Source organism: Paenibacillus pseudetheri (assembly GCF_924513355.1).
GTDB classification, from domain to species: domain Bacteria; phylum Bacillota; class Bacilli; order Paenibacillales; family Paenibacillaceae; genus Paenibacillus_AQ; species Paenibacillus_AQ pseudetheri.
Window position 1 is genome coordinate 47,279 of record NZ_CAKMAB010000014.1, and the last position, 12,166, is coordinate 59,444.

Genomic DNA, 12,166 nt, shown 5'->3' on the forward strand with positions numbered 1-12,166 from the left:
TCTCCACCTGTTAGGAGGATTTAACATTGAGTAACTTTCCCTATGAGATGATGTTTGAGAAGCATGATATGCTCGAGCGATTGGATATTTCCATTCAATGGGGACATTACGAAATTACAGTTCTTAGATTTCATTTGACCTCTTTTCCGCCGGGGAGAGTCATAGATTTCCATAATCATTCTGAATTCGAATTTCATTTTATTCCGCGAGGAAAGGGAATAGTTATTCTTGGCGATCTGCAATACCCCTTGTCGGAGGGAATGCTCTATTTAACCGGTCCGGGTGTCATGCATCGCCAAGAGGCGGATACAGAAGAATCCATGGAAGAACTGTGTCTACATGTGGACATTAAAGAGAAGATCAGAGAGGACGTAGATCCTTGGGAGGTTGCGGAGGCTGAGACCTGTGTTCAGAAGCTGAAGCAGCTGCCACTAGTTCCAGCACAAGATTATCACAGCGCTATGAAATGTTTTCTTGAAGCCTATGAAGCTTGTGAAGGTAAACTGACGGGATATTATACTTCCATTAAACATCTCGTAATCAGCATTTTAATAAAAGCAGTAAGAGCGTATGATTCAGGTGGGATTCGAACAGAAGCGCCTGTTAGAGACATGTTAACTTATCGGTACCAATACGCCATTCAATATATGGAAGCTAATTATTCAGGAACCGTTACCTTGGAGAATGTTGCAGAAAAACTGAATATAAGCGCAAGGCAGTTGCAGCGAGTATTTAAGCAAGTGGATGCTGATAGATCGTTTAGTCGGTCGCTTGAGGATATTCGATTACAAGCGGTCTGCCGAAAGCTAGAAGAGAGTAGTTATCCGATAGAACAAATTGCTAAATCGGAAGGATTTACGAATGCAACATATTTGCATATCGTATTTCGCAAGCGTTTAGGCATGACTCCAGCAACTTATCGAAATACAAAACAAACTAATTAGAAGTGAGGGTGAAAGATATGAGTAAAGTGTTTCGCGTAGGAATTATTGGATGTGGTGGAATTGCGAATGGCAAGCATCTTCCAAGTTTGAGCAAGCAAAGTAAAGTGGAGATCGTAGCTTTTTGTGACATTATTAAAGGACGTGCTGAAGAAGCTGCTGAGAAATACGGAACTAACGAAGCTGCTGTATATACGGATTACACAGAACTATTAAAAGATCATTCGATTGATATTATTCATGTGCTTACGCCGAATGATGCCCATGCAGAAATTTCAATTGCAGCCCTTGAAGCAGGAAAACATGTTATGTGCGAAAAACCAATGGCCAAGACGGCAGCAGATGCCAAACGAATGGTGGAAGCAGCGAAACGTACAGGCAAGAAACTAACCATTGGATATGACAACCGCTACAGAGAAGATAGTTTATATTTGAAAAAAGCATGTGAGTCCGGGGAGCTTGGTCATATTTATTTTGCAAAAGCACATGCCATCAGACGGAGAGCAGTACCGACATGGGGAGTATTCCTCGATGAAGAGAAGCAAGGTGGAGGACCACTGATCGATATCGGAACCCATGCGCTGGATCTAACGCTGTGGATGATGGATAACTATAAACCAAAAGTTGTACTGGGTACCAAATATCATGAACTCTCACAAAAAGAAGAAGCCGCCAACGCTTGGGGACCTTGGGACCCTAAAAAGTTCACCGTGGAGGACTCAGCCTTTGGGATGGTCGTAATGGAGAATGGCGCCACAATTATGCTGGAAGCGAGCTGGGCACTTAATTCTCTGGATGTGCACGAAGCGAAATGCAGCTTGAGCGGGACGGAAGCAGGCGCAGATATGAAGGACGGACTTAGAATAAACGGGGAGAAATTCAGCAAGCTGTACACCAATAAAATTGAGCTTGGGGCTGGCGGCGTTGCTTACTATGAGGGAAAAGCAGAAAGTGCACCTGACATCGAATTAAGAAAATGGATCGAAGCTATTGAACAGGATAAAGACCCGGTTGTAACACCTGAACAGGCTTATGTTGTTTCGCAAATATTAGAAGCGATTTATGAATCTGCACAAACGGGTAAGGCTGTATATTTGGATTAGATTTTTGACAAGCATAGCGATATAGAGTAATATCCACTTGTGATTTAATTACAGGGATCTGAGACAAGACTCTCTCTTTACTGGGAGAGTTTTTTTGTTTTTTTTTGCATGTTTGAATACTGGGTTATAGGGGGGGAGAGCATGAACACTGTAGAACGCAATCAAGTACTTATTGTGGAAGATGACGATAATATTAGACGGTTTATATCTATCAATTTAACGAATAATGGGTTTGTGGTTCGTGAGGCTGCTTGTGGAGAAAAAGCATTGCAGAGCTTTGAGGCGAACCGGCCAGACGTTATTGTTCTGGACATCATGTTGCCGGATTTGAATGGGTTTGAGATCTGCCGGAAACTAAGAGAGCAGGACCCTGGGGTCATCATCATTTTTTTAACAGCACGAGGACAAGATCTGGATAAAATCAATGGCCTTGAAATTGGTGCCGACGATTACATTGTGAAACCTTTTAATCCATTAGAACTGGTGGCACGGATCAAAGCGATATTGCGCCGTACAGAAACAGCTTTAAAACCGCAAAGAACTATCCTTCAAGCTGGACCGATTCGTTTGGATCTGAACTCGAACAAAATGTTTAAGCACGATGACATTATTGAATTAACCCCGAAGGAATTCCAATTGATGAAGACCTTTCTGGAGCATCCGGATACAGCACTATCCAGGAATGAATTAATGAATCTGGTCTGGGGTGAGGATTTTATTGGCGATCCGAAGACAGTAGATGTTCACGTGCGTAAGCTAAGAGAGAAGATTGAAGTGGATGCTTCTAACCCACATTGGATTGAGACTGTATGGGGGCTCGGATACCGCTTTAGAAAGGATAGTTGAAGAATGGGTATTCAGAAAAGATTAGTAGGAAGCTATTTTGTAGTGATCTGTCTTACTGTGCTCATTCTTGAGATTATTCTTAATTTCTCTGTACGTTATTATTATTTTCATAATATAGAGCAAACCCTGATGAATCAAGCAGAACTGTCGGCTTCTTTTTATCAGCAATATTTTAGCGACGAGGATCTAGAGGAACAATCGGATAGGTTGTTAAAGGGCTTTGCCAGCCATTCCGATGCACAGGTACAGATTATTAATGCTGAAGGTCGGCTGTTGCAGGATTCTAATGGAATCGAAGGCGATTTTGCGATGACAGATAACATGGATGTGCAAGCAGCCATAAAAGGGCAGCCTGGCAGTTGGAAGGGTGAGGACCCTGTAACCGAGGAAGCGATTTTTACGGTTTCCTATCCTTTACAAGCGAAAGGTAACATTGTTGGGGAAGTAAGGTTTATTACCTCCTTAACGGAAACGATACATACAGTTAATCAAATTGCGGTATTGCTGATCGGGGTAGGTTTGCTCGTGATTGGTATCGTCACCTTGCTTGGATTATTACTGTCTTGGACCATAACCAGATCCATTAAAGATCTGAAACAGGCAGCAGACCAGATGTCTGATGGAGATTTCAGCATAAGAGTACAAAAGCGCTATCAAGACGAGCTTGGTTCCTTGGCAGATACATTGAATATGATGGCCAGTCGAATATCGAAAAGTGAACAGCTTAAGAATGATTTTATCGCATCCGTATCCCATGAACTGCGTACGCCATTGACCTCGATCAAAGGCTGGGTAATCACCTTGAAGGCGGGTGGGGAGAGTAACCAGGCTTTGTTTCATGATGGGCTAGATATCATTGAATCTGAAAGTGACAGGTTAACTCATATGGTGGATGAATTATTGGATTTCTCCAAATTGGATAACGGAAGAATCGCAATTCACCTCACGACTGTGGATCTAACAGAGCTGTTGCAGCATATTGGCAGACAACTCACCCCTAGAGCAACCCGACAAGGCATCTTGCTCGAAGTGAAAATAGAAGAGAATCTGCCTGTCCTTCAAGCTGACGAGAATCGTGTGAAACAAGTCATGATTAATCTCATTGATAATTCGCTCAAATTTACTTGTTCCTCAGGTCGAATTCTTATTACTGCCCATACGGTTCCAGGGAAAGTTGTAATTACAGTTGAGGATACTGGGTCAGGCATCGCAGAAGCGGATTTAGAGAATGTGCGGCGAAAATTCTACAAAGGGGATCAACAGGCGTCAGGCAGCGGTTTAGGTCTGTCCATCTCGGAACAGATCATTACATTGCATCATGGCGAGCTGCGAATAAGCAGTACTTTAGGTAAGGGGACGATTGTCCAATTTGACTTGCCGATATAAATTGAGCTCAAATTTAACTATTTCATAACCACTTTCATCTCTTTCACAGATAAAATACTATATATGCGGACAAGCGAGGAGTCGATGATCCAAATGCCGAGCAAATTCATAAAGATAGGTGCTATGTTAACAACGATATTTTTGCTCGGAGGATGTGGAGTTCCGGCGACACCAGGAGAGCTGATTAAGCCTCCATCAACAGAAGCAAGCCTGCAACGAGACAAAACAAGTCAAGAATTTATCAAATGGCTTCCAGACAAAGCTCAATTGATAACTCCGATGGAGGGACAAGAGGATAATGCTATCTCCTTTGGGGATATGGATGGAGACGGTATCGACGAAGCTGTAGTTGTATATGAGTACAGCAAAAACAAAGGTTCTACCATAAAAGCAATGCTGCTCAGGCAGGAAAATGAAGCGTGGCAAAAGATTTCGGAGGTTGAGGGGTTTGGGTATGGCCTGGATTATGCCGGATTCTATGATGCCGATGAGGATGGCCATAACGAGCTCGCGCTGGGCTGGTCATTGGGTGAGGCAGGGAACGGATTGGATATTTATACGCTGAGTGAAGATAAATTAAAGCTGTTATCAAAGAAGGCGTATCAGGGCAAATTTATTCTGAGATAATCATTCCACTTTATAATCCGCTGCACTTCAGCTTCATCTTGAAACAAGGTGTAATAGTGCTCAGGCGGATTATTTATGATGCTCATTTTTATGCGTGTATCCCGTACACAACAAGAAAAATACAGAAATTAAATAGAGGTTGTTTCATGCTAATCTCCACCAAAATTGCAAAGCTGGACAAATCCGTACTATTTCTCGTAACATGCCTAGTTGCTATTGGTACTGTTGCTATTTATGGCGCGACTACGGATACACGGTTAGATGGTCTTTACATTAGTTCGTTGTCTTTATTTGCTTTATTTTGCATACCCATGTTATTCATAGCATTGGTAGATTATAAGAATCTATTAGGCTGGTTAGCGTATCTCTTTTATAGCGTAGGTATTGCTCTACTTGTGCTAGTCAAGCTGGTTGGGGAGAACCTCAATGGCGCCGTGCGTTGGTTAAGTATTGGAAGCTTTCAGCTCCAGCCCTCCGAACTGGCTAAAATATGTACGGTGCTGCTCATTGCTCATCTATTGGGTAAACGAGAGGGACAGCAGCTTCGCTTTTTTCAAGATTTAGTGCCGGTTTGTTTCGTTTTTTTAATTCCGTTCATTTTGATTATGGATCAACCCGATTTGGGTACAGCGCTCGTTTTTGCTGGCATATTGCTTAGTATGCTATGGATTGGTAACATCCGTGCTCTATATATGATTCTGATCCTCGGTGTGGTGATTGTTTCGATCGGAACGATACTATGGCTGTATTATGCCAACTTCGACTTGTTATCCAAGATTGTCGAGCCCCATCAATTGTCACGAATTCAGGCCTTTTTGGACCCGCAGAGTGATCCCGATAAATCTTGGCATGTCAAAAACGCAATGATAGCCATTGGCTCCGGTGGATTATCGGGTAGTGAAGGTATTTTTTTGCGAAAAGGATATATTCCATACGCGTATTCCGATTCGATCTTTGTAGTCATCGGTGCAAAATACGGTTTTATAGGCTCTTCCGTGCTGCTGATGCTTTATTTATTGCTCGTCTATCGAATGATCTTTATCGCACTCGAAAGCAGGGATCGTGCAGGGGCATATATTGTCACCGGATTTATCGCCATGATCATCTTTCAAGTTTCTGTTAACCTTGGCATGCATCTTGGATTGCTGCCCCTGACGGGGATATCCTTGCCGTTTATTAGTTATGGAGGTAGCTCATTACTTACTAATATGATTGCGATTGGCATAGTGCTAAGTGTGAAAGTCCATAAGGATGAAAGCACGGATTGAAAAAGCTACTGGAACTGAGTGGAGGGAATTATGACTAACAAACGCAAGTGGACAACAACTCGTAAAATTCTGACGAGCATTGGACTTGTCTTAGGCGCAACGATTATCGGAATTGGAGTATATGCAGGGTATTTATTCAAAAAAGCGGATAACGCGATAGAGCGTATGGCTGCTCCAGTCAACGTCCAGCCAACCGCTGCCCCAGAGGAAAAAAAGGAGACGGTATCGGTTGAACCTATGATTTTTCTGCTTGCCGGTGTAGATAGTCGGGACGGTGGTGGTGGGGTAATGAATACCGATGTGCTAATGCTTGTCAGCTTCAATCCTGAGACGAAGTCGACGAGTTTCTTATCTATACCGAGGGATTTGTTGCTAAAACCTAAATCGTTGCCCTCTCGAAAAGCTAATTATTATTATGCTTACCATTACATAAAAGATAAAACTGAAGCTATCCCTAATACAAAAGAGTTTTTCAGCAATTTATTAGGTCTGCCAATTGATCACATGGTTGTGGTGAATTTTGATGTGCTGAAGGAGACGGTGGACTTGCTTGGCGGGCTAACCATTGATGTCGATATGGATATGAAATATATCGATTCGGCAGATGGAACGAACATCGACTTAAAGAAGGGCTTGCAGAAGCTGGATGGCAAACAAGTGCTTGATTTTGTGCGTTACCGCAAATCGAATCAAGGAACGGCTGAATCCTCCGATTTTCAGCGCAATGATCGACAGCAGCAAGTAATTAAGCAGATTCTGGATAAGCTAGGGAATTTCCAAGGTGTGTCCCAATGGGGGAATGTATTGGACATCATCGGTGAAAATGTGAAGACAGATATTCCACAAGCGGATCTCCAGCAATGGTTGTTGAACTTCCCTAAACTCAAACCAGATCATATTAATTCCTTACATGTGGAATCTCTTTGGAAGAGTCCATACGTATATGTGAATAAAGAAGATCTTGAACAAGCACTTACTACTCTGAGTACGGAAGCGGGCGTTAGCACCAATAGTTCATTGCACTTAGAGAATATTGGGACGGTACATTAACATTGTGTAAGTAGGAATTTCAGCTATTTCCATTCGTAAGTCCTTTCACTAAAATAGTGTGACTTAGGCTGCTCTTAGGAGCAGTTTTTTTGTGTTCCACTAATAATCCCGATAACAAGTAAAGTAATCCGCCAACGGGTAGAGGCCTGACTTCCAGGCATAGTACCATGAACACAGCGATTATAAATCGTATATTGTTTTGGTTTATTGGAGAGGAGAAGGGAATTTCATGAAATACAGACTGAGTATTATGTTTCTAATCGTACTTACAGGGATGATATCGATAGCCGCATTTAATCCGATTATTGGTCCGCTTGCTCGAAACTTGGGACTTAGTGATTTTCAATCAGGATGTTTGGTATCGGTAGCGGGACTTTGCTGGCTGCTCGGAGGATATTTCTGGGAAAAACAAACGTTCATGAGCCGAAAATGGCTGCTCGCTTCGATTATGTTCGTCTATATGGCAACACTAGTCATTTTTGCACTGCTGGCTGATTATGCAGTACATGCTGAGAGCAAAACTACCCTATTTTGGAGTTTCTTTATACTTCGCGCAATCGCCGGCTTTTTCTTTGGAGGTATTCCGGCATTAGCACAAGCTTATGTTATGGGCTGGAGTACAAAAGAGACCCGTACTCAGGGAATGGCATTATTCGGTGCAGCCAATGGACTTGGCTTCGTAGTAGGACCTGCAATGAGCGGAGGAATGGCTTCGCTGGGACTCACCTCACCAATGTACGCCGCAGCGATATTATTATTCACCTTGGCTATTTTATTTCTAGTGTTTATTCCTAAAGAAAAGAATATCGAGATCGAACGGCAGGCGATTTCACTTTCACCTAACGACAAACGGATACGCCTCTATTTATGGATTGGACTATTGCTATCGTTTGCTCTGAATATCGTGCAGGTTACTATCGGATTTTTTGTGCAAGACAGCCTTGGATACAGTACCCAGCAAGCCACTCAGTTAATTGGAACGGGTCTGGCTATCTCGGGAATAATGGTGGTGCTCTCGCAAATTGTGATCAGCAAATACCTCAAATGGCATCCTAAGAAGGTACTGCTCGTGGGGCTATTATTTGTGGCTTTGGGTCTGCTAGGCTTGTTATTGTTCATCAGATTTGCTTATGTGGACTTTACATTCTTGGGAATTGGCATCGGCTTTACATTGCTTGGCTACAGCGCGGGTGCTTCAATGGCGGTTCAAGACCATGAGCAAAGAAGCGTTGCTTCCTTTATTGCGGCCCTGCAAGGTGGCGGATCATTCATAGGTCCAGTTATAGGTACAGCTTTATACACCGCTAATATGGCATTTCCTTATTCTTTTTGCGTGCTGTTGATTGGTATTGTAGGTATCGCGAATTTGAAAAAAAGATCAGCGGATCGTGTGGAGAGTTGTTAAATAGAAATGCTGCTCATAGCCGCAGCTTGAGGCTGTCGAGGGAGACTCGACAGCTTTTTTATGATTACTACGTCAAATAAATTAGCTAATTCGGAATTCATGGTCTTATTTGCGTTACTCCATAGTTTTACAAAACCTCCTTTTTCTCAACAAGTTATTTATGGAAACGATAGTATAATATTCCCAAAGGGGAGTGATGAAGTTTAATACAGCAAGAGTGTTCATGAATTAGAGATTAGTAAGAAACATTGCGTTTATTAAGGATGCGAAGGAGTTTAGAGAACATACTATGAATTTATTTAAGAGAATAGTCCCAAAGAATATAACATTGATAGTTTTAATACTACTGCTAATTACCGGAACGTTTATTACCGCAGTTCCTTCTGCTAAAGCTTTAGAAGTAGGGAATCAGGATGCTAATACCAGTGTGAAAGTGCAAAAGATTGTTGCCAGCAATCTTCAATCCTATGCTTTAGATATCCAAGGGAATCTGTGGGCTTGGGGTCAATATAATAGCATTGGGGAGATAGGGAATGCAGCTCCTCAAGAAGTTTCTTTCTTTAAAGATAAGCCGATTAAAGATATTCAAGGTGGTAACCAATTTCTACAGGTGCTTCTAAAAGACGGTACGGTATGGGGACGGTTTAACTATTCAAAAGATACTGCATCATTTAGTCAGATTAAGGGGCTTAAGCAGATCGTACAGATCAGCGATGCCGAGGCATATGTTTATGCCACACAGAGTGATGGTACCGTCTGGATGTATGTGCCTTCTGAACCCGGCAAAGCAGCGGTAAAAAGACCTGAGCTTTCAAATGCTGGCTTTAAGGCATTCTTTGATACATACGCTATTAAAAACGATGGAACAGTCTGGAGTATCGGTAATAAATCATCGGTTCCTATCCAGGTTGAAGGTCTTTCTGGTATCAAGAAGATTATAGATGGGCAAACGAATCAGCCCAATTATGCCTTGTCAGAGGATGGACAGGTATGGGGCTGGGGTGTCTCAACCATTTATACTTCAAGTCCTGACACAGGTGTAATCAATCTCAAGCTTCTGCAGGGAGAAGAAGGTGCAGTTGAACGGGTTGAAGGGTTAGAGGGCATTCAGGATATTACATCTGGAGAGAACTTTTACACCGTTCTGAAAGAGGATAGGACGGTCTGGGCATGGGGTTTCAATGATCGAAACCAACTGGGAGATGGGACTACCAAGTATTCTGTGCAACCGGTCAAGGTTTCAAATCTGAACAATGCCGTTGGATTGAGCAACGGATGTATGGCGGCTCATTCATTTGCGCTTCTGGTGGACGGAAGTGCTGTAACTTGGGGAGATAACTCCAAGCAGCAGTCTGGCACCGGTTCAGATCAAAAGACTATTCCTACTCCGCAAAAAGTTGCCTTTTCCACGTTAACAGGAGATGCAGAGAAGCAGTTCACATTTACTTTTGATGGTGTTAAGGGAAACGAGCTAGGGCAAGCTGCAAGCAATGGTAAGGGTCTGGTTATTATTCCTAAGCTGACGGGATTCCTTGTATCTAAAGATGGAGGTGCAACGTGGAGTACAAGGCCTTTACCGATCAATTCAAACAAAATAAGTCTCACGTATCAACATGATCGTTTCTTTTTAAGTGATCAGAATTTAAGCTTACCTCATCTGTATTATTCTCTGGATGGAGAAAAGTGGATCGAAACAGCAGTTGAACTACAGTCATCGGTATTGAGAGCTTACACGATCACTTGGCAAAATAATCAATTCATTCTGTTGTCTTATCCGGATCAGACCATGAAGACGGAAGTTTACACTTCCACGGACGGAAGCATGTGGAACTTGCAAGGAACGATTGGTGAACGTCTGGATCAGATTTACTGGAACGGTAAGCGTTATTTGATGACTTACGGGGGATATGCGTACTATGGCTCCGCGAGTACTCGAAATCAATTCCTTTATATCCCGAGTGATAAACGAAATGTTGAGCTGATTGTGTATACATCCGATAATTTAAGCCAGTGGACCCAACAGTCTGGTAAAGTAAATAACAATCTGAAATATAAAGCAACAATAAATGGAAAACCAATTCGTAACTATTGGTTGACTTTTGATGAGCTTCAGTCTGATGGCACGCTTGTATTTTATGATACCGAAGGCAATAACCTCAGTACTAAGGATGGGATTAATTTCAAGCTTGTGAGAACTTCAGATATGTTCTCCGGTCTGTACAGCCGCAGCGAAATATTCTGGAATGGCAAGCAATACCTAATCTACGCTACTCGATTTCGCGAAGAGGGTATAGTGTTTGTATCCACTGATAAAGTGAATTGGCAGCAGCAGAAAATTCCTAATATGCCTTTGGGGATGATGGTGACCTATACCGGGAAATGTTTTGTTGGTCATTCGGGTACCCGTCTGGCCGTATCCAAAGACGGTTTAAAGTGGGATTTAAAGCAGAGTGCGAAGCCAGATGCTTCCTTCAGTCAGGTTGTAAAAGGGAATGGAATATATGTCGCCGTTGGCTCACTCTATACGTATGCAGTTCCAACTGTTGCAACGAGTAAGGACGGCAGGAATTGGCAGCAGATTCTGCTGGGTAACAGGGAGGATACTACAGTAAACGGTCTGACCTCCGTGGCTTGGAACGGTAACATTTTTGTAGCGGTAGGATTGCAATATGCCTGGACATCCAAAGATGGTATTGCTTGGAACAGAAACAATAAGCCTCTGGATGCCGAAATGAAACATGTGATTTGGACTGGCAAACAGTACGTAGCTATCGGGCATGCTAAAGGCAATGATAAGAAGTCGATGATTTACTCTTCAGAGAACGGAACGACCTGGAAAAAAATCTACGACTGGTCTGGTAAGCTGACGGACATTGCTACTCATAACGGAACCACTGTTGTAGTTGGAACTAATGGCAGTAAAGCCATCGTTTTACAGAGTAATAATTTAACCAAATGGAAACTGCAGACCTTTACGCTAGGGAATGATCTCCCTAATTGGAAGCAACAGCAGAACGACTATGAAGAAGCTTACACTTTCTTGAATGTACAATGGGCGAAGGATAAATTCATCATTGTATCGGATCATATTTATAGCTCAGCTAATGGTCTGCAATGGACAGCAGTAAAGGGACAATATGATCAATATATAGAAACCCATGCCGCCAGCAGTAACGCTAGTAGATTGGTTTGGACCGGAAAAGATTACCGTTTCATAAGCAGCAATAGAATTGGAGTCTCGAAGGATTTAAAGAGCTGGAACTTTTATGAGCATAATGAATTCTATAATTTTAATGAAATGCTTTGGACAGGAACTGATATGTTGGTGACTGGAGCTGGTGGATTGCTAGTGCATTTGCGCGAAAACTAATAGATTACGTAACGGGCGATTCTCACAAGTGATTTAAACTATTAGAAACCTTATGAAAAGACGAAACGTATTACAACAACAACTATGCGTTTCGTCTTTTTGTATGCATGAAATAAATAATCAGACCAACGAAATTTTGATGGAGCAGAAAGAATTTTTTATCAAGTTTT

The 12,166-nt window shown here is 42.3% G+C and carries 9 protein-coding genes; all 9 read left to right on the forward strand.

Annotated elements, in window-relative coordinates:
* The first annotated feature begins 26 nt into the window (after window positions 1–26).
* The 9 genes from L1028_RS14670 (at window position 27) to L1028_RS14710 (ending at window position 11,996) form a co-directional block, all read left to right on the forward strand.
* A complete protein-coding gene (locus L1028_RS14670) occupies window positions 27–944 on the forward strand; it encodes a helix-turn-helix domain-containing protein (protein ID WP_234535002.1) in 918 nt (305 codons plus the stop codon).
* Window positions 945–961: 17 nt separating this feature from the next.
* Window positions 962–2,044 (forward strand): Gfo/Idh/MocA family protein, encoded by a 1,083-nt coding sequence (locus L1028_RS14675; protein WP_234535004.1) that lies wholly within the window; start codon window positions 962–964, stop codon window positions 2,042–2,044.
* Between the two features lie 141 nt (window positions 2,045–2,185).
* Window positions 2,186–2,890 carry a response regulator transcription factor gene (locus L1028_RS14680; RefSeq protein ID WP_234535007.1) on the forward strand — a complete coding sequence of 235 codons (705 nt, stop codon included), beginning with the start codon at window positions 2,186–2,188 and terminating at the stop codon, window positions 2,888–2,890.
* 3 nt (window positions 2,891–2,893) lie between these two features.
* Window positions 2,894–4,276: a sensor histidine kinase gene (locus L1028_RS14685; RefSeq protein WP_234535009.1), complete on the forward strand. Its 1,383-nt coding sequence runs from the start codon at window positions 2,894–2,896 to the stop codon at window positions 4,274–4,276.
* Window positions 4,277–4,369: 93 nt separating this feature from the next.
* The gene (locus L1028_RS14690; protein ID WP_234535011.1) at window positions 4,370–4,903 is read left to right on the forward strand and encodes a hypothetical protein; all 534 of its coding nucleotides are present in this window, start codon (window positions 4,370–4,372) and stop codon (window positions 4,901–4,903) included.
* Window positions 4,904–5,049: 146 nt separating this feature from the next.
* Window positions 5,050–6,171: an FtsW/RodA/SpoVE family cell cycle protein gene (locus L1028_RS14695; RefSeq protein ID WP_234535013.1), complete on the forward strand. Its 1,122-nt coding sequence runs from the start codon at window positions 5,050–5,052 to the stop codon at window positions 6,169–6,171.
* Between the two features lie 30 nt (window positions 6,172–6,201).
* Window positions 6,202–7,221 carry an LCP family protein gene (locus tag L1028_RS14700; protein ID WP_234535016.1) on the forward strand — a complete coding sequence of 340 codons (1,020 nt, stop codon included), beginning with the start codon at window positions 6,202–6,204 and terminating at the stop codon, window positions 7,219–7,221.
* Between the two features lie 229 nt (window positions 7,222–7,450).
* Window positions 7,451–8,626 (forward strand): MFS transporter, encoded by a 1,176-nt coding sequence (locus tag L1028_RS14705; RefSeq protein WP_234535018.1) that lies wholly within the window; start codon window positions 7,451–7,453, stop codon window positions 8,624–8,626.
* Window positions 8,627–8,954: 328 nt separating this feature from the next.
* Complete coding sequence (locus L1028_RS14710) at window positions 8,955–11,996, forward strand: RCC1 domain-containing protein (RefSeq protein ID WP_234535020.1); 3,042 nt, start codon at window positions 8,955–8,957, stop codon at window positions 11,994–11,996.
* Window positions 11,997–12,166 lie beyond the last annotated feature (170 nt).

Coding starts and splice junctions, on each gene's coding strand:
- L1028_RS14675 (WP_234535004.1), top strand. CDS start 962: ATGAGTAAAGTGTTTCGCGTAGGAATTATTGGATGTGGTGGAATTGCG.
- L1028_RS14680 (WP_234535007.1), top strand. CDS start 2,186: ATGAACACTGTAGAACGCAATCAAGTACTTATTGTGGAAGATGACGAT.
- L1028_RS14685 (WP_234535009.1), top strand. CDS start 2,894: ATGGGTATTCAGAAAAGATTAGTAGGAAGCTATTTTGTAGTGATCTGT.
- L1028_RS14690 (WP_234535011.1), top strand. CDS start 4,370: ATGCCGAGCAAATTCATAAAGATAGGTGCTATGTTAACAACGATATTT.
- L1028_RS14695 (WP_234535013.1), top strand. CDS start 5,050: ATGCTAATCTCCACCAAAATTGCAAAGCTGGACAAATCCGTACTATTT.
- L1028_RS14700 (WP_234535016.1), top strand. CDS start 6,202: ATGACTAACAAACGCAAGTGGACAACAACTCGTAAAATTCTGACGAGC.
- L1028_RS14705 (WP_234535018.1), top strand. CDS start 7,451: ATGAAATACAGACTGAGTATTATGTTTCTAATCGTACTTACAGGGATG.